This window comes from Arthrobacter hankyongi (assembly GCF_022012395.1).
GTDB classification, from domain to species: domain Bacteria; phylum Actinomycetota; class Actinomycetes; order Actinomycetales; family Micrococcaceae; genus Crystallibacter; species Crystallibacter hankyongi.
In genome coordinates this window covers 19,058-39,855 of sequence record NZ_JAKLTQ010000019.1, presented here as the reverse complement: position 1 = coordinate 39,855, position 20,798 = coordinate 19,058, and the positions used below count along the sequence as shown (strand labels likewise).

18 protein-coding genes are annotated in these 20,798 nt (G+C 67.6%); 1 reads left to right on the top strand and 17 read right to left on the bottom strand.

Going from position 1 to position 20,798, the window contains the following annotated elements:
• Positions 1 to 58: 58 nt before the first annotated feature.
• From atpA to argS, 17 genes are all read right to left on the bottom strand, one after another.
• Positions 59 to 1,696 carry a F0F1 ATP synthase subunit alpha gene (gene atpA / locus LVY72_RS19065; RefSeq protein ID WP_237824973.1) on the bottom strand — a complete coding sequence of 546 codons (1,638 nt, stop codon included), beginning with the start codon at positions 1,694 to 1,696 and terminating at the stop codon, positions 59 to 61.
• 107 nt (positions 1,697 to 1,803) lie between these two features.
• A complete protein-coding gene (locus LVY72_RS19060; protein ID WP_237824971.1) occupies positions 1,804 to 2,613 on the bottom strand; it encodes a F0F1 ATP synthase subunit delta in 810 nt (269 codons plus the stop codon).
• Positions 2,613 to 3,161 (bottom strand): F0F1 ATP synthase subunit B, encoded by a 549-nt coding sequence (locus LVY72_RS19055; protein ID WP_237824969.1) that lies wholly within the window; start codon positions 3,159 to 3,161, stop codon positions 2,613 to 2,615. The genes LVY72_RS19060 and LVY72_RS19055 overlap by 1 nt, the downstream gene beginning before the upstream one ends.
• 57 nt (positions 3,162 to 3,218) lie before the next feature.
• Entirely contained in the window at positions 3,219 to 3,422 is a 204-nt protein-coding gene (atpE, locus tag LVY72_RS19050) for an ATP synthase F0 subunit C (RefSeq protein ID WP_074701684.1), read from the bottom strand.
• Between the two features lie 68 nt (positions 3,423 to 3,490).
• The gene (gene atpB, locus LVY72_RS19045; protein ID WP_237824961.1) at positions 3,491 to 4,291 is read right to left on the bottom strand and encodes a F0F1 ATP synthase subunit A; all 801 of its coding nucleotides are present in this window, start codon (positions 4,289 to 4,291) and stop codon (positions 3,491 to 3,493) included.
• Between the two features lie 358 nt (positions 4,292 to 4,649).
• Positions 4,650 to 5,129, bottom strand: coding sequence for a Cg1360 family ATP-synthase-associated protein (locus LVY72_RS19035; protein WP_237824951.1), 480 nt, complete (start codon positions 5,127 to 5,129; stop codon positions 4,650 to 4,652).
• A 120-nt stretch (positions 5,130 to 5,249) separates the two neighbouring features.
• Positions 5,250 to 6,251 carry an MraY family glycosyltransferase gene (locus tag LVY72_RS19030; RefSeq protein ID WP_237824942.1) on the bottom strand — a complete coding sequence of 334 codons (1,002 nt, stop codon included), beginning with the start codon at positions 6,249 to 6,251 and terminating at the stop codon, positions 5,250 to 5,252.
• Positions 6,248 to 8,149: a polysaccharide biosynthesis protein gene (locus tag LVY72_RS19025; protein ID WP_237824939.1), complete on the bottom strand. Its 1,902-nt coding sequence runs from the start codon at positions 8,147 to 8,149 to the stop codon at positions 6,248 to 6,250. The genes LVY72_RS19030 and LVY72_RS19025 overlap by 4 nt, the downstream gene beginning before the upstream one ends.
• On the bottom strand, positions 8,146 to 8,922 hold the full coding sequence (locus LVY72_RS19020) for an L-threonylcarbamoyladenylate synthase (RefSeq protein WP_237824937.1): 777 nt from the start codon (positions 8,920 to 8,922) through the stop codon (positions 8,146 to 8,148). Before LVY72_RS19020 ends, LVY72_RS19025 begins: the two co-directional genes overlap by 4 nt.
• A 38-nt stretch (positions 8,923 to 8,960) precedes the next feature.
• Positions 8,961 to 9,806 carry a peptide chain release factor N(5)-glutamine methyltransferase gene (prmC, locus tag LVY72_RS19015; protein ID WP_237824929.1) on the bottom strand — a complete coding sequence of 282 codons (846 nt, stop codon included), beginning with the start codon at positions 9,804 to 9,806 and terminating at the stop codon, positions 8,961 to 8,963.
• 6 nt (positions 9,807 to 9,812) lie between these two features.
• On the bottom strand, positions 9,813 to 10,892 hold the full coding sequence (prfA, locus tag LVY72_RS19010; RefSeq protein WP_237824921.1) for a peptide chain release factor 1: 1,080 nt from the start codon (positions 10,890 to 10,892) through the stop codon (positions 9,813 to 9,815).
• Positions 10,893 to 11,044: 152 nt separating this feature from the next.
• Positions 11,045 to 13,132 (bottom strand): transcription termination factor Rho, encoded by a 2,088-nt coding sequence (gene rho, locus LVY72_RS19005; protein ID WP_237824919.1) that lies wholly within the window; start codon positions 13,130 to 13,132, stop codon positions 11,045 to 11,047.
• Positions 13,133 to 13,530: 398 nt separating this feature from the next.
• On the bottom strand, positions 13,531 to 14,493 hold the full coding sequence (thrB, locus tag LVY72_RS19000; protein ID WP_237824910.1) for a homoserine kinase: 963 nt from the start codon (positions 14,491 to 14,493) through the stop codon (positions 13,531 to 13,533).
• A gap of 7 nt (positions 14,494 to 14,500) precedes the next feature.
• The gene (thrC, locus tag LVY72_RS18995) at positions 14,501 to 15,601 is read right to left on the bottom strand and encodes a threonine synthase (RefSeq protein WP_237824908.1); all 1,101 of its coding nucleotides are present in this window, start codon (positions 15,599 to 15,601) and stop codon (positions 14,501 to 14,503) included.
• Positions 15,602 to 16,915, bottom strand: coding sequence for a homoserine dehydrogenase (locus tag LVY72_RS18990; RefSeq protein WP_237824900.1), 1,314 nt, complete (start codon positions 16,913 to 16,915; stop codon positions 15,602 to 15,604).
• A gap of 107 nt (positions 16,916 to 17,022) precedes the next feature.
• A complete protein-coding gene (gene lysA, locus LVY72_RS18985; RefSeq protein ID WP_237824898.1) occupies positions 17,023 to 18,477 on the bottom strand; it encodes a diaminopimelate decarboxylase in 1,455 nt (484 codons plus the stop codon).
• A 4-nt stretch (positions 18,478 to 18,481) separates the two neighbouring features.
• The gene (gene argS, locus LVY72_RS18980; protein ID WP_237824889.1) at positions 18,482 to 20,122 is read right to left on the bottom strand and encodes an arginine--tRNA ligase; all 1,641 of its coding nucleotides are present in this window, start codon (positions 20,120 to 20,122) and stop codon (positions 18,482 to 18,484) included.
• Positions 20,123 to 20,309: 187 nt separating this feature from the next.
• Between argS and LVY72_RS18975 the strand changes: the two genes are divergently transcribed.
• A complete protein-coding gene (locus tag LVY72_RS18975; RefSeq protein WP_237824887.1) occupies positions 20,310 to 20,798 on the top strand; it encodes an FMN-binding protein in 489 nt (162 codons plus the stop codon).

The following is a 20,798-nucleotide window of genomic DNA, read 5'->3' as shown; positions in this document are numbered from 1 at the left end:
TGACGGGGCGGCACCGGCCTGGCCATGCCGGCGGCACCGCCCCGTCATCGAAAACGAATTAGCGCTTCTGCTTGACGATCTGTTCCTGATCGACCGCTTCCTCGGCCAGCGGGTCATGCTCTTCGCGGCCCGGGGCAACCAGGTGGCTGTCCCCTTCGCCGAAGAATCCCTGCTTGAAGTCAGCAATCTGGGCCTTGAGCTCGTCGACGGTGGAGTCCTCGAGCTGCTTGGTCTGACCGATCGTGGTCAGCACCGCGGTGCGGTGGCGCAGGTGCTCGATGAAGCCCTGCTCGAAGCGCTGCACATCCTCGACCGGGACATCGTCCAGGAAGCCGTTGGTGCCGGCCCAGATGGAGACAACCTGGTCCTCGACCGCGTACGGCGAGTACTGGCCCTGCTTGAGCAGCTCGGTCAGGCGGGCACCGCGGGCCAGCTGCTGCCGGGAGGCGGCATCAAGGTCCGAGGCGAACATCGCGAACGCCTGCATGTCGCGGTACTGGGCCAGCTCCAGCTTCAACGTACCGGAGACCTTCTTCATGGCCTTGATCTGGGCGGAACCACCGACGCGGGACACGGAAATGCCCACGTCCACGGCCGGACGCTGGTTGGCGTTGAACAGGTCCGACTGCAGGAAGATCTGGCCGTCGGTGATGGAGATGACGTTGGTCGGGATGTAGGCCGAGACGTCGTTCGCCTTGGTTTCGATGATCGGCAGGCCGGTCATCGAACCGGCGCCGAGATCGTCGGAAAGCTTGGCACAACGCTCCAGCAGGCGGGAGTGCAGGTAGAACACGTCGCCCGGGTAGGCCTCGCGTCCCGGCGGACGGCGCAGCAGCAGCGACACGGCACGGTAGGCCTCGGCCTGCTTGGAGAGGTCGTCGAACACGATCAGGACGTGCTTGCCGCCGTACATCCAGTGCTGGCCGATGGCCGAACCGGCGTATGGTGCCAGGTACTTGAAGCCGGCCGGATCGGACGCCGGGGAGGCCACGATGGTGGTGTACTCCATCGCGCCCTTCTCCTCCAGCGTCTGCCGCACGGCGGCGATGGTGGAGGCCTTCTGGCCGATGGCCACGTAGACGCAGCGCACCTGCCTGTTGACGTCGCCGGAGTCCCAGTTGGCCTTCTGGTTGATGATGGTGTCCACGGCGATGGCGGTCTTGCCGGTCTGGCGGTCGCCGATGATCAGCTGGCGCTGGCCGCGGCCGATCGGAATCATCGCGTCAATGGCCTTGAGGCCGGTCTGCAGCGGCTCGTGCACCGACTTGCGCTGGGTGACGCCCGGAGCCTGCAATTCCAGGGCGCGGCGGCCCTCGGATTCGATCGGGCCCAGATCGTCGATCGGCTCGCCCAGCGGGTCCACCACACGGCCCAGGAAGGCGTCGCCGACCGGCACCGAGAGGATCTCGCCGGTGCGGTGGACTTCCATGCCTTCTTCGATGCCGGTGAAGTCGCCCAGGACGACGACGCCGATCTCGCGGGTGTCCAGGTTCTGGGCCAGGCCCAGGATGCCGTTCTCGAACCGCAGCAGTTCGTTCGCCATGGCCGAGGGAAGACCCTCGACACGGGCAATGCCATCGCTGGCGGTGGATACGCGGCCAACTTCAACGCGCTCGGCGCTGCCGGGTTCGTAGGACGCCGCGAACTCGTTCAACGCATTACGGACGTCGTCGGCGTTGATGGTCAATTCGGCCATCTGCAGTCCCTGCTCTCCTTTATTGCGATCACCGCATGCGGTGACCTGTGTATGTTTCAGTCTGTTCTAAGGCTTACGGCACCGGCTGCTTCCCCGTGGGGGCAGCGCTAGACCGCCAGCTTCCGGCGGAGTTCGGCCACACGGGCGGCCACTGTCGAATCGACGACCTCGTCGCCCACCTGGACCCGCACACCGCCAACCAGTGAAGGGTCAACATTGACGTTGATCCTGAGCCCGCGGCCGTACAGGGCGTTGAGCCCGGCCTGCAGGCGCTGGATCTGCTCCTGCGTCAGCGGACGGGTAACGCTGACGCTGGCAATCCAACGCTGCTGGCGCTTGGCCACCAGTTCCACGAAGCGCCGGACCAGCGCCACCGGCTTGTGTCCGCGCGGGGCGGACACCGCCTGGCGGATCAGGACCTGCGCCTCGGGGCCGGCATTCGGTACAAGCCGGAGAGCCAGTGCCGTTTTGGCCTCGGCCGGTGCCTGCGGCTCCACCAGGGCGCGCTGCAGAGCATGGTCTGCCTCCACTACCCGGATGAACCTGAACAGGTCCCGTTCCAGACCTTCGAGTCCGTCAATGCCCTTGCTCTCGGCAACGCCAATGGCCACGGTGGCCGCGAGGGTCTCCAGCGCATCGCCGATGTCGCGCGGCTGGGCCCAGCGGGACGCGGCCAGGGCCTCGGCCACGGCCTTGGCATCAGGCGAGACCGTGGGCCCGAGCAGCTTGGCGATCAGCGTCGCCTTATCGCCGCCTTCGCGGGCCGGGTCGGTCAGGGCGCGGCGCAGGCCGGCGTTGCTGTCCAGCAGGCCCAGAATTCCAAAGAGTTCCTCTGCCAGGGACAGCGGGGCCGTCGGAAGCTTGGCTTCCAGTGCCTGCTGTGCCGCTTTCAGTGACTCGCTCGATACACCTGCCATTACTTAGCAGCACCTGCACTCTGGGTTTCCAGATCCGCCAGGAACCGGTCAACGACGCGGGCCGCACGGGCATCGTCATTGAGCGACTCGCCGACGATCTTGCCGGCCAGTTCGGTGGCCAGCGTGCCGACCTCGCTGCGCAGCGAGGTCACGGCAGCCTGGCGCTCGGCTGCGATCTGGGCCTGGGCCTGCTCGCTGATGCGGGCGGCTTCGGCCTGGGCCTTTTCCTTGAGCTCCGCCAGGATCTGGGCGCCTTCGGCGCGGGCATCCTCGCGGATGCGGTTGGCCTCGGTGCGCGCGTCCAGCAGCTGCTGCTTGTATTCGTCCAGGGCGGCGCTGGCCTCGGCCTGGGCGGCCTCGGCCTTGGCGATACCACCCTCGATGGCCTCGGTACGCTCCGCAAACGTCTTCTCGAACGCCGGGGAGACGAACTTGACGACGATGAACATCAGTACGGCAAAGCCAAGCAGCGTGACTAGGATTTCCCAGACGTTAGGGATCAGCGGGTTGGCACCCGCTGTGGCGGCGAGGATAACTGTCTGATTCATATCTCACCCGTCCTATCTACTCGGTTTGGATTGAGCTCGTGATCTCCAAGCAGCTGCTTAGAGGACGAACGCGAACACCAGACCGAGGATGGCGAGCGCTTCGGTCAGGGCCAGGCCCAAGAAGGCGATGGGCTGCAGCACGCGCTGTGCCTCGGGCTGACGCGCAACACCGTTGATGTAGGCGGCGAAGACCAGGCCCACACCGATGGCACCGCCGATAGCGGAGAGACCGTAACCTACGAGGTTGATATTGCCTTCCATTGTTTTCCTTTCAAGATGCCCTGTGGCGGGCAGGTTGTTTGGTTCAGGATTCTCCCCAGCGGGGAAATCTAGTGTTCCTCGGCCAGGGAGCCTTGGATGTAGATCGCGGTCAGCAGGGTGAACACGTAGGCCTGCAGGACCTGGATCAGGACTTCGAACAGGTACATGCCGACGCCGCCGGCGAGGGTGAGCAGACCCAGCGGCTTGAGCAGCCACTGGTCCTGGGTCAGCAGGAACTCGGAACCCGCCGCGGCGAGCATGATGATCAGGTGGCCGGCGAGCATGGTCGCGAAGAGTCGGAGGCTGTGGGTGACCGGGCGGACCAGGAAGGTCGAGATGATCTCGATGACCACAACCAGGGGCAGGATGGCCTTCGGCACGCCCGAGGGGACCACGGCGAGCTTGAAGTAGCCGATGCCGTGCTTCTTGAGGCCCAGCACGATCCAGGTGACATAGACGATGCCGGCCAGCGCGTAGGCGGTGCCCACGTGCGAGGTGGTCGGCAACTGGATCAGCGGAATGGAACCGTAGAAGTTGTTCACCAGGATGAAGAAGAACAAGGCGAACAGCAGCGGCACGTAGGGCCGGAAATCTCGTTCACCGATGATGTCCTTGCCCACCGAGTTGCGCACGAAGTTGTAGCTCATCTCGCCCAGGAACTGCAGCTTGCCCGGGACCATCTGGCCGCGGCGGGCAGCTGCGACGAAGAACCACGAGATCAGCAGCACGGAGAGGAGGATGAGCAGCATCTGCTTGCCAAAGCCCTCCGGTGCGCCCCACGGGATAATCGCCGGCAGGTGCATGTCTTCGAGGGTTGGTGGAACGAAGCCACCTTCATTAGCGGCCGCCGGAAGCGCAAGCGCGATCAACGCGTTTCCTCTCTGCAGTGTCCATCAGTGGGCGTTTCAGGATGGCCCGCCGGTGCGGCAGGCCGTCCTATGAAGTTGTCAGGCATTATGTGTTGTCCCCCGGGCCGCGCCCACGGTTGCGCCTTGGGCGGGTGAGCTTGTGTTGGCGGGCCAGATAGTATCCGCCTCCGGCACCGAGAATGGCACCGGCGATCCAGAGCCAGCGGGTAGACAACAGACTGTCCAACCCCCACCCTATCAAACCCCAGGCGAGGATCCCGCCAATGACATAGGTCATGACGGTGTTTCCGCCGGTATAGCCGGCTCCGCCTGAATCCTGCTCCGGCCCTTGGCCGGGACTGTCGGTACCCATGTCCCGTTAGCGCCCTTTCCCGCCGTCGTCGGCCGGGTCCGCATAGATTTGGTGACGGATCCGGGAGAAAGCGAAAAGTTCCGCCCCCTGCCAGACCACGACGCCGGCAACCGCGGCCACAAAGAACCACACGCGGTCCAGCCAGGCGGGGGCGCCAAGAATGAACACCATGGCGCCGAAGCCCACGACCTTGATGACGTACGCGGCCAGGAAAGCGCCGATGGCGCCGGACGGATTGCTGCGGCCCACGAAGTGCCCGATCAGCAGGCTGATACCGAAGAAGACGATGACCAGCCCGGCACCGAGTACGGCGCTGGCAGCGCCAGCGGCCCCGGCCAGAAGGAACGCTGCGAGGATGACCAGCAGCGAACAGACTCCGGCAGCGGCCGCACTCCTGGCCAGGATCTTCAGCCAGGGAGAGCTTGTCGGACCTGCCGCCGCCACCGCCGGTGCAGCACTGCTGCGGCGTGGGCGTGAAGCATTCATGGCTGTCCGTTCGGGTCGGGCGCGCGAGGCACGGCGGCCTGGGCAGTACGATGGTTGGCCGCTCGGCACGGCCAGATAAATTCTACATGAGATAGAAGACGCTGCGCGACCAGGCGCCGGTCAGCGGACGTCTGCCCGGCGGCGGCCGAAGATTGCCGGTGAACGCAGGTAGAACGCGACGACGGCGGCGGCGGCGAAGAGTGCTGACAGCTTCCCGGCGAGTCCGCTCTGGGCCGCGAGGAAGCCGCACAACCCGGTCAGCACGGAGCAGCCGGTCACAAACAGCGCCGACTTCAGGTGGCTGAAGCCGACGTCGGTCAGGCGCTGGTAGACATGCTGGCGGTGCGGGGCATACCACTGCTCCCCCGCGCCGATCCGGCGCAGCAAGGTGGCCGCGGTGTCCGCCAGGTAGATGGTGACCGGACCGAGGAGGGCTTCGGCTGGCACTCCGGCCAGGAAACCGGCCACGCCGAGCACCGCCAGGCTGCCGCCGAGCAGGTAGCTGCCGACATCGCCCAGGAAGACATTGTCCCGGCCAAGGTTCCACGGCAGGAAGGCCGCGAAGGCGGCTGCCACGACCAGGCCGGCCAGCAACAGCCAGCGTTCGTCGTAGACCGCACCCGCCGCGGCAAAGAGCAGCCCGACGCTCAGCCCGTGCAGGCCGGAGATGCCGTTGATCCCGTCCATGAAATTGGTGGCGTTGATATAGCCGGCAACGGCCAGGGTTCCCACCGGAACCCACCACCAGGAGGTATCGGTCAGGTAGACCACCAGGGCGGTGCCGCCCGCGCCGATCAGGCACTGGAGCAGGGCACGTACCCGGACCGAGACGCCGCGGTAATCCTCGAGCCAGCCCAGCAGGGCGGACGCCGCGGCGACGGCCGCCACGGTGCCGAGCAGCGGCCGCTCCTCGGGCTCCACCGCCGGCAGGGCCAGCAGCAATCCGGCCAGCAGGCCGGTGGCCACCGTCAGGCCCACCCCGCGGACCGTGACGGTGCTGTGTGAGGACCGCTCGTTCGGTACATCCAGGACGCCGAGCCGGACCAGCAGCGGCTTGAGTCCGAACGGCAGCAGCAGGCTCAACAGGAAGGCTGCGGCCACGGCCGCGAACGCGAAGATCACGGCAGCACTTCCGACGCCGGAGCGCTCGGCTCCGGCGCGGCGGGCTGGGCAGGCGCGGCGGCCTGCGCCGGGGCAGCGGGCTGCGCGGTCGCGGCGGGCTGCGCGGGCGCGGCGGGCAGGTGCTGGCGGTCCTTCCATTCGGCCAGGCTCATGTCCGCAGGATTGAGCGGATCAATGCTGGCATGCGAAATCTTCGGGTGCAGCGGCCGCGAATCGTCCTCACCCTCGCCGATCAGGTCCTCATGCAGCTTCTCGCCCTGGCGCAGACCCGTAAAGACGATGTCGATGTCCTTGCCGGACAGCTCGATCATGCGCTGGGCCACGTCCAGGATGCGCACCGGCTCGCCCATGTCCAGGATCAGCACCTCGCCGCCGCGGCCGATGGCCCCGGCCTGGATCACCAGCTGGCAGGCTTCGGGAATGGTCATGAAGAACCGCGTGGCCTCCGGATCCGTCACCGTGACCGGCCCGCCCTTGCGGATCTGTTCGGTGAACAGCGGCAGCACCGAGCCCCTGCTGCCCAGGACATTGCCGAACCGCACCGACACGTACTTGCGTCCGGTCCGGCGGGCAATCCAGGCGGTAAGTTTTTCCGCCACCCGCTTGGAGTGCCCCAGCACCGTGGTGGGGTTGGCCGCCTTGTCGGTGGAGATGTTCACGAAGGTCTGGACACCGGCCTCACGGGCCGCGTTGAGGACGTTCAGGCTGCCCAGGACATTGGTTTTCCAGGCCTCTTCCGGGTACTGCTCCAGTAGCGACACGTGCTTCAGCGCCGCCGCGTGGAAGACCACTTCGGGCCGCCGGTCGCGGAAGATTTCGGAGACCACGTGCGGGTCGCGGATATCCGCCAGCACCGTGTCCTTGCCGGAGAGCAGCCCCTGCCCGGTGATCGAGATCTGGGTGGCCTGCAGGCCGCTTTCGTCCCGGTCCAGCATGATCAGCTCGCTCGGGGCGAACTCGTGGATCTGCCGGCACAGCTCGGAACCGATGGAGCCGCCGGCCCCGGTGACCAGCACCCGCTTGCCGGTCACGTAGTGGGCGATCGCGTCCACATGGATGTCCACCGGCTGGCGGCCGATCAGGTCCTCGATGGCCACTTCGCGGAAGGAGAAGTTCGAGCCCGCCGTGAGCATCTTCTTCAGCGGCGGGACCACCAGCACCTTCATGTTCAGCCCCGACACCGTGTCCGAGATGCGCCGCACATGCTTGGCGTCCACGTTGGCGATGGCGATCACCAGCACCGTGGCACCGGTGCGGCGGACCACCTCCGGCAGGTCCTCAACGGTGCCCAGCACCGGAACGCTGGAAATGCGCAGATGCTTCTTGGCCGGATCGTCATCGATCAGGCCCACCGGCAGCCACGGCGAGAGCCGGTCATTGCTCATCCGGGTCACGATGGACTTGCCGACAAAGCCTGCGCCGTAGATCAGCGTCCGTTCGGCGGTGTCGCCGGGCTTGGCTTTGCTCTCCACATACATCCGCTTCAGGTAGCGGATCGCCGCCATGAACAGGCAGGCAAACGGGAAGGCGATCAGCCCGACACCGCGGGCGATGCCCATCGGGATGCCGAAGAACAGCAGGGCCACGGTCAGGATGACCGATACCGAGACGGTGACGATCACCAGCAGCTTCGCCTCATGGAAGCTGCCGAAACTGTATCGGCCCCGGTATAGGGCCAGGGCCGACCCGACGGCGATCTGCGCCGCGATGGCCAGGGCGCAGATGGCGATGACCCCGGGCAGCTTGGCGATGTCGAAGGTAACCTCGTAACGCAGCACCATGGCCAGCACAATGGCCACGATCCAGGCGAAGGCGTCCAGCAGCACCTGGGACCACAGCCACATGGTCCGGTCGCTGCTGGCCGTCCTGGTCAACTCGGGCCTGGCGCCGGAAATCATTTGTTACCTTCCGCCGCGTCGGTGGCCGGCGCGGCCGCCGGCCCGCTTTCCTCGCTGCCTTCCGGCCCGGCACCCATGATCCCGGGGACCACCTCGCGCAGCGCCGCCAGGCTGATGGTGCCCTGGCGCACCACGCGGAAAGGTGCGCTGGTGCAGTCCACAATGGTGGACGGCAGGGACTGCGCACCGTCCGCCCCGGGGGCATCGTCGGTATTTTCGGCGGCGTTTACGGCCGCATTTGCGCCCGGACGCGGGCCGTCCTCAAGGTAGACCTCGACCGCCTCGGCCAACTGTTCCAGCGCCTCGGCGGCAGTCCGCGCGGCCGGCTGGCCGCTGCGGTTCGCCGAGGACACGGCCAGCGGACCGGTCAGGGCCAGCAGGTCCAGGGCCAGCCGGTCGTCGGGCATCCGCACGGCCACCGTACCCCTGGTTTCCCCAAGGTCCCAGGTCAGCGAGGGCTGGGCATGCAGGATCAGGGTCAGTCCACCGGGCCAGAAGGTATCGGCCAGGGCGCGGGCCTCGGCACTCACGCCGGTAGCCAGTCCGTCCATGGTCTGCGGCCGCGGGATCAGCACCGGCGGCGGCATGTTGCGGCCGCGTCCCTTGGCGGCCAGCAGGGTGGCAACCGCCTGCGGCGAAAAAGCATCCGCGGCAATGCCATAGACGGTGTCCGTCGGCATCACCACGCACTGCCTGGCGGCGATGGCCGATTGGGCAGCGGCGATTCCCTCGCTTCGCTGGACGTCATCCGTGCAATTGAAGGTGGTGGTCACAGGTTCATTCTTTCATTCTTGCGATCAGGACCGGTCGTTCAGCGCAGCAGCGCCGACGTAGCGCGCTCGCGTCCGGTCAGGTCCAGGACCGTGGCGACATCCCGCCACCGGCCCGAAGCTTCGAGCAGCCGGGCCACGGCAGCGGCCTGGACCTCGGCGTGTTCCATGATGAAATAACCGCCGGGCTTGAGCAGCCGGGCAGCCGCAGCGGCCGCTGCCGCCGGCAGTTCCAGGCCATCGGCTCCCCCGCCGTAGAGCGCCAGCTGAGGATCATGTTCGGCTACCTCGGGCTCGCGCGGCACGGCCTCGGCGGGAATGTACGGCGGGTTGGAAACCACGACGTCGAACGTTCCGTCATGTTCGGCCAGGGCCGTCCGCAGGTCCCCCAGCACCAGCTCGACGCCGAGCGGTGCCAGGTTGCGTTCGGCCCAGGCATGCGCCAGTTCGCTCAGTTCCACCGCGTACACGCGGGAGCCGGGCACTTCGGTGGCCAGCGCGCCGGCAATGGCGCCGGAGCCGGTGCCCAGGTCCGCCATCTTCGGCCTGGCCAGGCCGTGGGCATGGTCGATGGCATGCTGGACCACGATTTCGGTTTCCGGCCGGGGCACGAAGACTCCCGGCCCCACCTGCAGCTCGAGGTAGCGGAACTGGGCCCGGCCGGTGATGTGCTGCAGCGGCACCCGCTGGGCGCGCTCGGCCACCAGGCCGTCCAGTCCCTCCGGTGCCGGAGCACCGGCCAGGGCCAAGGCACGGACCCGGCCCACGCTCTCGCCCAGCAGGTGGGCAGCCAGCAGTTCGGCGTCCACCCTCGGGCTCGGTACTCCGGCCTCGGCAAGCACTGCCGCCGCGGCCCTCAGCGCGGCGGCAAGATCCTGGCTCTCCACCGCCGGCTAGTGGTCCCCGCCGATGGCGTCCAGCCGGTGCTGTTCGTCCATCTCGATTGCGGACTGGATCACCGGCTCCAGTTCCCCGTTCATCACGGCGTCCAGGTTGTAGGCCTTGTAGCCGGTGCGGTGGTCCGCAATCCGGTTTTCCGGATAGTTGTAGGTGCGGATCCGCTCCGACCGGTCCATGGTGCGGACCTGGGACTTGCGCAGGTCCGCGTTCTCGGCGTCGATCTGCTCCTGCTGGTGGGCCAGCAGGCGCGAACGCAGCACACGCATTGCCGCCTCGCGGTTCTGCAGCTGTGACTTTTCATTCTGCATGGCCACCACGATGCCGGTGGGCAGGTGGGTGATGCGCACGGCCGAGTCGGTGGTGTTCACGGACTGTCCGCCCGGACCCGACGAACGGTAGACATCGATCTTCAGGTCGTTCTGGTTGATCTCGATCTCTTCGGGCTCATCCACTTCCGGGAAAACCAGCACACCGGCGGCCGAGGTATGGATCCGGCCCTGGGACTCGGTGACGGGCACGCGCTGGACCCGGTGCACGCCGCCTTCGAACTTCAGGTGCGCGTAGACGCCCTCGGCCGGATCGTTCGAGCTGCCCTTGATCGCCACCTGCACGTCCTTGTAGCCGCCCAGATCGGACTCGGTGGAGGAGAGGATCTCGGTCTTCCAGCCCTTGGATTCGGCGTACCGGGTGTACATCCGCAGCAGGTCTCCGGCGAACAGCGCGGCCTCGTCGCCGCCTTCACCGCCCTTGACCTCGATGATCACATTGCGCGCATCGTCCGGGTCGCGCGGGATCAGCAGCCGGCGCAGCCTCTCCTGCGCCACGGCCAGGTCCTCCTCCAGCTTCGGCACCTCGGCAGCGAACTCCGGGTCTTCGTCCGCCATTTCGCGCGCGGCTTCGAGGTCGCCGCTCAGCTGCGACCAGCGCTTGTGGGCCTCGACGATGCCGTTCAGCTGGGCCGAGCGCCGTCCCAGCTTCCGGGCCAGCGACTGATCGGCATACACCGCCGGATCGCTCAACTGCTGCTGCAGCTGAGCATGCTCGTCCAACAAGCCCTGCACGGACTCAAACATCTTCAAACCTCTTTCGACTCTTTATTAAGTCTAGATAACGACGGCGCCAACCGCAGTCGGCGACTCACGGTGACTTAAACGCAAAGCCGTCCAGAATTTTTCCGGCCCGGCGGGAGGCGGGGCCGGAAAAATTCTGGACGGCGTAAACGCAGCTACTTGTCGTCGTCGGACTTCGAGCCCAGCGTCGTCTTCTGCACCTGCATCAGGAACTCGACGTTGGACTGAGTCTCCCGGATCTTGCCGGTCAGCAGTTCCAGCGCCTGCTGCGTATCCAGGCCCGAAAGCACCCGGCGCAGCTTCCACATGATCTTGACTTCCTCCGGCGAAAGCAGGTTCTCCTCACGGCGGGTGCCGGACGCGTTGACGTCCACCGCCGGGAAGATGCGCTTGTCGGCCAGCTGGCGCGACAGCCGCAGCTCCATGTTGCCGGTGCCCTTGAACTCCTCGAAGATCACTTCGTCCATCTTGGAGCCGGTCTCGACCAGCGCGGTAGCCAGGATGGTCAGCGAGCCGCCGTTCTCGATGTTGCGGGCGGCACCAAAGAAGCGCTTCGGCGGGTACAGCGCAGAGGAATCCACACCGCCGGAGAGGATACGGCCCGAGGCCGGTGCGCTCAGGTTGTAGGCACGGCCCAGACGGGTCATCGAGTCGAGCAGCACCACCACGTCCATGCCCATTTCGACCAGGCGCTTCGCACGCTCGATCGCCAGCTCGGCCACGGTGGTGTGGTCGTCCGCCGGGCGGTCGAAGGTCGAGGCGATAACCTCGCCCTTGACCGTGCGCTGCATGTCCGTGACTTCTTCCGGACGCTCGTCGACCAGCACCATCATGAGGTGGACCTCGGGGTTGTTGATGGTGATCGCGTTGGCGATGGACTGCAGGATCAGCGTCTTGCCGGCCTTCGGCGGGGAGACGATCAGGCCGCGCTGGCCCTTGCCGATCGGGGCCACCAGGTCGATGACACGCGGGCCGATCTTCTTCGGCTCGGTCTCCAGGCGCAGGCGCTGGGACGGGTAGAGCGGCACGAGCTTGTTGAACTCGACGCGGTCCTTGTTGTCCTCGGCGGGCTTGCCGTTGACGGAGGTCAGGCGGACCAGGGCGTTGAACTTCTGGCGGCTGTTATGGCCCGGATTCTCGCCGTCGCGCGGAGCGCGGATGGCACCGACGACGGCGTCGCCCTTGCGCAGGTGGTACTTCTTCACCTGGGCCAGCGAGACGTAGACGTCGTTGGGGCCGGGCAGGTAGCCCGAAGTGCGCACGAAGGCGTAGTTGTCCAGCACATCGAGAATGCCGGCCACCGGCAGCAGGACATCGTCCTCGCTGATCTCCGTGTCGTCGACCTCCGGGCCCTGGTTGCGGCCGCGGCGGCGGTCATTACGGTCCCGGAAGCGGCTGCCGGGCTCGTTGTCCCGACCGTCCCGGCCGCGGCTGCGGTCACGGCGGTTGCGGCGGTTGCGGCCGCCGTCCTCGCCGTCCTCGTGGCTGCGCTCGGCATTGTCGCGACCGCCCTCGCGGCCGCCGTCGCGCTGCTCGTTGCGGTTGCGGCTACGCTCGCGACGCTCGGTGCGGCGGTCCTGGCCGGACTCGGTCTGAGCCTCGGGCTGGGCCTGGGCCTCCGGCTGGGCAGCTTCGGCCGGCGCCTCGGACTGCGGGGCTTCGGCCGGTGCCTCTGCCCGGCGCGAACGGCTGCGGCTGCGGCGGCCGCTGCCGGCTTCCGCTTCGGTCCTGGCCTCGGTGCCCGGTGCGGCGGCCTGGGCTTCAGTCCCGGCTTCAACCGGGGCGGTTTCAACCGGCGCGCCGTGCTCAGCGGCGGTCCCGGTCTTCGCCTCGGCCGGGGCGACAGTGCCATCCGAGGTTGCGCGGCGGTTGCGGTTGCGGGTGCGGCTGACGCGCTCGGCAGCCTTGACCGGATCGCCGCCGTCCTTCCTGGGCTCGGCGGCCGGTTCGGCCGGGGCCTCGTTCACCGTGGTGCCGGCGGCGGCTGCCGGCTGCGCCGTTTCCTGCTCAGCGGCCTTGGTGGCGCGCCGGACCGGACGGTCGGCAACGGCCGAACCGCGCTGGTGGTCCGCGATGGCAGCGACCAGGTCGCCCTTGCGCATCCGCGAACCGCCGGTGATTCCCAGCTGGCCGGCCAGGACCTGAAGCTGCGCAAGCTTAAGACCGGCAAGACCTGCGCTCTTGGGCGCAGCAGAGTCTGCTTTTTCTTCCACACCCGTAATCAGGTCAGTGGTTTCTGTCACGAAGGTTCCTTCCCCCTCGTCGGGCGGTCCCGATGGGAACAGGACCGCGTTCGTTTTTGCTCCCGTCCGGTGCATCAGAAGCCCGGCCGGGTTCGGGTTTGCTTTCGGCTTGGACCGAGCAAAGCCGAGTGATAGATAGAGCCTGGCGGGACCATTCGCCCGGGCCCGGGTGTGCCGTTGTGCCAGTGGCGGTACGGACACCTGCGGAACGCGTGGCGGGTCCTGGAAGGCTGCACCGATACATCGGTTAACCACGTCTCGATCCACAAATGCGTCCGTGCTGGTGCATTCAATACTGATGGGAATCAATACCGTACCGGACCAATACGCGATTGATCAGGCTGTGGCCGATCGGAAGCTTCCCGTGCCGGTTAACCGTGCCGGCTTGTTTCGGCCGGTTAATTCCGGGGGTGCATACTTACTTTAGCACCTTCCATGTCAACTGCGAGCCTGAGGACGCGCCAGCCGTCGGGCAATTCGGAGTACTTCAGGTGTTCGGCGATCAGTGCTTCCACCGCCGCGGCCTGGTCCTGGTTAGCTGCCAGCGTCATCACCGTCGGTCCGGCCCCGGAGACGACTGCCGCATGGCCGGCCGCACGCAGGGCGTGGATCAAGTCCGCACTGGGCCGCATCGCCGGCGCACGGTGGGCCTGGTGCAGGGCATCGACGGTGCCGGGCAGCAGCAGCGCGGGATCCCGGGTCAGCGCCTGCACCAGCAGCGCGGCGCGGCCGGAGTTGGCAGCCGCCGCCGCGTGCGGCACCGCACCGGGCAGCAGGTCCCGGGCCAGCTCGGTGGAGAGCTCGTAGGCCGGGATGGCCACCACCGGGACGATGTGCGGATCGATATCCACCGCGGTACTGCGGTAGGCGCCGTCGTCCTCCCAGGAAATGGCCAGCCGGCCGGCCAGCGCGGGCGCGACGTTGTCCGGATGGCCCTCCAGCTCGGAACAACGCTGCAGGATCTGCGCCGCGCCGAGCTGCGCCTCGGCGGGCAGCAGCGCGTTCGCGGCCAGGACGGCCGAGACGATGGCCGCTGCCGAGGAACCCAGCCCCCGGCCGTGCGGGATCACGTTCTCGGCCCGCAGCCGCAGCCCGGCGGCACTGAACCCGGCCGCTTCGAGGGTTTCGCGCACCGTCCTGATGATCAGGTGGGTTTCATCGGTGGGCAGCGTGGAGGCTCCCTCACCGGTGACGTTCGCGCGGAAAATGCCGTCGTCGGTGGTTTCCAGGGTCACCGAATCATGCAGGCCCAGGGCCAGGCCCAGGCTGTCGAATCCCGGACCGAGATTGGCGCTGGTCGCCGGCACCCGGACGCTGACGCGCTGCCCGGATTTGACCACGGTGCGTTCCAAAATCCTCAAGACTTCCCTACTCCAGGCCGAGGGCTGCTGCCACGCTGACGACGTCGAAATCGACCTTAACCGGCGAAACCTCGGTCCCGTCCTCGGTGCGCAGAGCCCACTGCGGATCCTTCAGCCCGTGGCCGGTGACGGTAATGACGATCGTCTTGCCCGCGGGTACTTCGCCGGCCGCGTGCTTCTTGATCAATCCGGCCACGCCTGCGGCCGAACCGGGCTCGACGAAGACGCCCTCCTTGGCGGAGAGCCAGCGGTGCGCGGCGAGGATTTCGCCGTCGGTCACCAAATCGATCAGGCCGCCGGACTCGTCCCGGGCAGCGATGGCGCCGTCCCAGGAAGCGGGATTGCCGATCCGGATCGCCGTGGCAATGGTCTCGGGTTCGGTAACCGGATGTCCGAGCACCAGCGGGGCGGCGCCGGCGGCCTGGAAGCCCCACATCTGCGGGGTCTTGGTGGAGACGGCCGGCAGCGTGCCCGCGGTCGCGGAGACGTATTCGGCAGCGTATTCCTGGTAGCCCTTCCAATACGCGGTGATGTTCCCGGCATTACCCACCGGCAGTACGTGGATGTCCGGAGCATCGCCCAGGAAGTCCACGGTTTCGAAGGCCGCCGTCTTCTGGCCCTGGATGCGCGCCGGATTCACCGAATTGACCAGGAACACCGGGTAGGCTTCGGACAGCTTGCGCGCCACCTCGAGGCAGTTGTCGAAGTTGCCGTTGATCTGGATGATTTCGGCCCCGTGCGCGATCGCCTGGCTCATCTTGCCCATGGCGATCTTGCCGGTGGGCACCAGCACGGCGCACTTGAGGCCGGCCTGGGTGGCGTAGGCGGCCGCCGAGGCGGACGTGTTACCGGTCGAGGCGCAGACCACTGCCTTGGCGCCGGCTTCGACGGCGGCGGTCATCGCCATCGTCATCCCGCGGTCCTTGAAGGATCCGGTGGGGTTCATGCCCTCGACCTTGAGGTAGACGGTGGAGCCGGTGAGCTCGGAGAGCGCCTTGGCGTGGACCAGCGGTGTGCCGCCTTCACCCAGCGTGATGATCTCGGTCTGCTCGGTAACCGGCAGACGGTCGGCATACTCGCGGATGACACCGCGCCATTGGTGAGCCACTTAGACTCCTTCTACTCGCAGGACGGAAATAACAGAATTGACGACGTCGAGCGCCCGGATATCCGCCACCGTGGCCGCCAGCGCGGACTCGGGGCCGCGGTGGGTGACGATGCGCAGTTCGGCGGCCGGCTTCTCCCCGGCTGCCGCGGTCTCGGTGTGGATGGTCTGGCGCATCGTTTCGATGGACACACCGTGGGTGGCGAAAATCTGCGCGATCTTGGCCAGCACGCCGGGCTGGTCCGCGACGTCGAGACCGATGCAGTAGCTGGTGGTCACCGCGCTCAGCGGCAGCGCGGCAATCTGGCGCTTGGTCGCCTCGACCCGCCACGGGCCGCCGGCCACCAGCGCGCGCGCGGCGCTGACCACATCGCCCAGCACCGCGGACGCCGTCGGGGCACCGCCGGCACCCTGGCCATAGAACATCAGCTGTCCGGCATTGTCGGCCTCGACGAAGACGGCGTTGAACGCCCCGTGCACCGCGGCCAGCGGGTGCGTGCGCGGCAGGAGGGTCGGATGCACGCGGACCGAGATGCCCTCGGTCCCGTCTTCGGCGATGAGCTTTTCGGCGATGGCCAGCAGCTTGATCACCAGCTGCGCATCCTTCGCCGCGGCAATGTCGTCAGCGGTGACCTTGGTGATGCCTTCGCAGTAGACGTCGTCCAGGTTGAAATCGGTGTGGAAGGACAGCGAGGCCAGGATCGCTCCCTTGGCCGCCGCGTCCAGGCCCTCGATGTCGGCCGTCGGATCGGCCTCGGCGTACCCGAGGTCCTGCGCGGCCTTCAGCGCGTCGGCGAACTGCGCGCCGGTGGAATCCATCTGGTCCAGGATGTAGTTGGTGGTGCCGTTGACGATGCCGAGCACCCGGGTGATCCGGTCCCCGGACAGGCTTTCGCGGATCGGGCGCAGGATCGGAATGGCGCCGGCCACGGCAGCCTCGTAGGCCAGGCGCACCCCGGCCTCGTGGGCCTTCGCGTAGAGCTGCTGCCCGTTGGTGGCAATCAGCGCCTTGTTGCCAGTCACGACGGTGGCACCGCTGTCGATCGCGCGCAGGATCAGGCTGCGGGCCGGCTCAATGCCGCCGAGCAGTTCGATGACGATGTCCTTGTCCTTCACCAGCGTCTCCGCATCGGTGGTGAACAGCTCGCGCGGCAATTCAACGTCGCGGGGCGCGTCGACGTTGCGCACCGCGATTCCTGCCAGCTCCAGCTTCGCGCCCACCCGGGCCGCGAGGTCGTCCGCGTCCTCAAGCAGAATGCGGGCTACCTGGGAACCGACGTTGCCGCAACCCAAGAGTGCCACTTTCAGCGTGTCCATGCCGCTCCAACTTCCAATCAGTAAATATCACGTCGCCACTTCGCGCCTGCCCACCGTTCGCAAGCTCACGGTGGGACCCTCGGCGCTCGCTTAGACGCAGGTCCAAATCAGCCCAAGTCCCGGGCCAGCAGGTCCGACTCGGTCTCGCCGCGGACCACCAGGCGCGCCTGGCCGTCCCGGACGGCAACCACGGGCGGCCGGGGCACGTAGTTGTAGTTGCTGGACAGGGCCCAGCAATAGGCGCCGGTGGCCGGTACGGCGAGCAGGTCCCCCGCGGAAACGTCCTCGGGCAGATAAACATCCCGCACCACAATGTCACCGCTCTCGCAGTGTTTGCCAACCACGCGGGAAATAATCGGTTCCGCCGCCGTCACACGCGATGCCAGCACGGCCGAATAGTCCGCGTCATAGAGCACCGGACGGGCGTTGTCGCTCATGCCGCCGTCCACGGAGACGTAGCGGCGCGGGCTGGTGCCGCCGTCGGCGCGGTCCACGTTCACCGTCTTGCGGGTCCCGGCCTCGTAGAGCGTGAACGTCGTCGGGCCAACGATGGCCCGGCCGGGCTCGATCGAGATCCGCGGGACCGGGATGCCCAGGCGTGCGCAGGTCGCGCCGACCACGCCGGCCATCGCGCGGGCCAGCTCCGCCGGCGGACGCGGGGTGTCCTCTTCGGTGTAGGCGATGCCGTAGCCGCCGCCCAGGTCCAGTTCCGGCAGGTCCACGCCGTGCTCCTGCCGGATTTCGGCCAGGAAGCCCAGCAGACGTTCCGCCGCGAGCGCGAAGCCTTCCGGCTCGAAGATCTGCGAACCAATGTGGCAGTGCAGACCCAGCAGCTTGATGGACGGGGCGGCAAGCGCGTGGGCCACCGCCTCGGCGGCCGGCGAGCGTTCGGCCTGGGCCCCGGCCGTGCCCTGGTCCGGGGCCGCCATGGAGAGGCCGAATTTCTGGTCCTCATGGGCGGTGGCGATGAATTCGTGTGTGTGCGCGTGCACACCCGGGGTCAGCCGCAGCATCACGTTGGCCCGGTCTCCGCGTGCGGCAGCCAGGTCCGCCAGCCGGGACAGTTCGTCCAGGCTGTCCACCACGATCCGGCCCAGACCCATGTCCAGGGCGCGGTTCAGCTCAGCGTCGGACTTGTTGTTGCCGTGCAGCCCGAGCTTCTGCCCGGACAGGCCGGCACGGGCGGCCACGGCGAGTTCGCCGCCGGAGCAGGTGTCCAGGCGCAGGCCCTCCTGGTCCACCCAGCGGGCGACCTCGGTGCAGAGGAAGGACTTGCCGGCATAGTAGACGTCCACTCCCCCGCACAGATCGGCAAATGCCGCGTCGAAGGAGTCCTTGAATTCGCGGGCACGGGCGCGGAAGTCCGCCTCCGAGAGCACGAACAGCGGGGTGCCGAACTGTGCCTTGAGCTCGGCGACGCCGATGCCCCCGATGGTCAGCTCGCCGTCCGCCGAGCGACGGACATCGCGCGCCCACAGCTGTGGCCGCAGTTCGTTGACGTCGTCGGGACGGCTGAGCCAGGCCGGAGCCAGCGGGGAGGCCTGGGCAGAGGTGGAAACCATGATGCTACATCCGTTCCGGGGCGCTGACGCCGAGCAGTTCCAGGCCGTTGGCCAGGACCTGGGTGGTGGCGTCGTTGAGCCACAGGCGGGTGCGGTTCACGTCTTCCACCGGTTCCTCGCCCATGGGTGTGACCCGGCAGGAGTCGTACCAGCGGTGGTAGGCCCCGGCGATCTCTTCCAAATGGCGGGCAATCCGGTGCGGTTCGCGGAACTTCGCCGCGGTGGCCACCACCGAGGGGTACCCGCCCAGTTTGGCCAGCAGTTCGTTCTCGGTCGGGTGCTGCAGCAGGGAGGCGTCGAAGGCACTGCGGTCCACGCCGGCAGCGACGGCGTTGCGTGCCACCGCGCAGGTGCGGGCGTGGGCGTACTGGACGTAGAAGACCGGATTGTCGTTGCTGTTCTTCTTCAGCACCTCCGGGTCGATGGCCATCGGCGAATCCGCCGGAATACGCGCCAGCGAGTAGCGGAGGGCATCCTTGCCCAGCCATTCGACCAGGTCCCGCAGCTCGATAATGTTGCCGGCGCGCTTGGACAGCCGGGCACCGTTGACCGAGATGAGCTGGCCGATCAGGACCTGGATGTTCCTTTCCGGATCGTCCCCGGCGCAGGCGGCGATGGCCTTCAGCCGGTTGACGTAGCCGTGGTGGTCCGCACCCAGCAGGTAGATCTTCTCCACGAACCCGCGGTCCTTCTTGGACAGGTAGTAGGCGGCATCGGCGGCGAAGTAGGTGGGTTCGCCGTTGGCCCGGATGAGCACCCGGTCCTTATCGTCGCCGAAGTCGGTGGTGCGCAGCCAGACCGCACCGTCCTCGTCGAAGATGTGGCCCTGCGCGCGCAGGCGTTCGACGGCGGCACCGATGGCGCCGCTGCCGTGCAGCTGCTGTTCGGAGAAGTAGACATCGAAGTGCACGCCGAATTCGTGCAGCGTCTTGCGGATATCCTCCATCTGCGCCTCGTAGGCGGTGTGGCGGACCACCGGCAGCGCCGCCGCGTCGGTGAGCGACTTGATGTCCGGGTGCGCGGCGAGCACCTCGCGGCCCAGGTCCGCGATGTAGGCGCCCGGGTAGCCGCCTTCCGGCGTCGGCCGGCCGTGGATGGCGGCCAGCACGGATTCGGCGAACTTGTTCATCTGGTTGCCGGCGTCGTTGATGTAGTACTCGGCGGTGACCTCCGCTCCGCTGGCGCGCAGCACCCGGGCAATCGCGTCCCCGAGCGCGGCCCAGCGGGTGTGGCCGATGTGCAGCGGCCCGGTGGGGTTGGCCGAGACGAACTCCATGTTGACCACGTGTCCGGCCAGGGCGTCGTTAGTGCCGTAGGCCGGTCCGGCCTCGACGATGGTGCGGGCCAGCGAGCCGGCGGCGGCGGCGTCGACGGTGATGTTCAGGAAGCCGGGACCGGCGATCTCCACCTTGGCCACGCCGTCGATCTGTTCCAGCCGGGCGCCGAGGATTTCGGCAAACCGGCGGGGGTTCATGCCGGCCTTCTTGCCCAGCTGCATCGCCACATTCGTGGCCCAGTCCCCGTGCTCTCGGCTCTTCGGCCGCTCCACCCGGACCTCGCCAGGCATCTCGATGGCGAATTCGCCGGCGTCGACGGCTTCCTGGAGGCAGACGGTAATGGCAGCGGAAAGTTCTTCTGGAGTCACCCATTAAGCATAAATGCCAGCACCAAGTCCGGATTCCGCCCCGGAGGGGGCGCCGGCCAGGGGTGCCGGCTCCGGCCGCATGTGCCGGATCCAACAGGCGGTTCACAGCAAAGCACAGGTTTTCCGCAACTGCCGGACCGTATGGTGGAGCAGTACCCACCGCCCCCGACCAGCAGGAGTACCGATTATGCCCAGGCCCGTGACGGAAGCCGCCAGGACCAGGACAGGAAACTACGTCATCGCCGCCGCAGCAGGGGTGGCCCTGCTCGGCGCCGCCGGCTGTTCGTCCGGCGGAACCGGCGCCGGTTCCGCCGCCGAACCGGCCACTACCGCCCCGGCCGCGCAGGGACAGCAGCCCCAGGCCTCCGGCGGCGCCTCGGGCTACGCCGACGGAACCTACTCGGCGGACGGGCAGTACCAGTCCCCCGGCGGGACCGAAACCATCGGCATCACCATGACACTTCAGTCCGGCACCGTGACCGATGTGCAGGCGCAGACCCGCCCTTCGAACCCCAACACGCGCCGCTTCCAGGGCGAGTTCGCCAGCGGCATCGCGGGCCAGGTGGTCGGGAAGAAGCTGGACGAGCTCAATGTGTCCAAGGTCGCCGGTTCCTCGCTGACCAGCGGCGGCTTCAAGGATGCCGTCGAGAAGATCAAGGCCGAGGCTTCCCGGTAG

What these genes read in the sequence shown, in the direction of transcription:
- LVY72_RS19060 (WP_237824971.1), bottom strand. Translation starts at nt 2,613, where the DNA reads ATGGCAGGTGTATCGAGCGAGTCACTGAAAGCGGCACAGCAGGCACTG.
- LVY72_RS19025 (WP_237824939.1), bottom strand. Translation starts at nt 8,149, where the DNA reads ATGATTTCCGGCGCCAGGCCCGAGTTGACCAGGACGGCCAGCAGCGAC.
- LVY72_RS18990 (WP_237824900.1), bottom strand. Translation starts at nt 16,915, where the DNA reads ATGGACACGCTGAAAGTGGCACTCTTGGGTTGCGGCAACGTCGGTTCC.
- lysA (WP_237824898.1), bottom strand. Translation starts at nt 18,477, where the DNA reads ATGGTTTCCACCTCTGCCCAGGCCTCCCCGCTGGCTCCGGCCTGGCTC.
- LVY72_RS18975 (WP_237824887.1), top strand. Translation starts at nt 20,310, where the DNA reads ATGCCCAGGCCCGTGACGGAAGCCGCCAGGACCAGGACAGGAAACTAC.
- LVY72_RS19035 (WP_237824951.1), bottom strand. Translation starts at nt 5,129, where the DNA reads ATGAATGCTTCACGCCCACGCCGCAGCAGTGCTGCACCGGCGGTGGCG.
- prfA (WP_237824921.1), bottom strand. Translation starts at nt 10,892, where the DNA reads ATGTTTGAGTCCGTGCAGGGCTTGTTGGACGAGCATGCTCAGCTGCAG.
- LVY72_RS19055 (WP_237824969.1), bottom strand. Translation starts at nt 3,161, where the DNA reads ATGAATCAGACAGTTATCCTCGCCGCCACAGCGGGTGCCAACCCGCTG.
- atpA (WP_237824973.1), bottom strand. Translation starts at nt 1,696, where the DNA reads ATGGCCGAATTGACCATCAACGCCGACGACGTCCGTAATGCGTTGAAC.
- atpE (WP_074701684.1), bottom strand. Translation starts at nt 3,422, where the DNA reads ATGGAAGGCAATATCAACCTCGTAGGTTACGGTCTCTCCGCTATCGGC.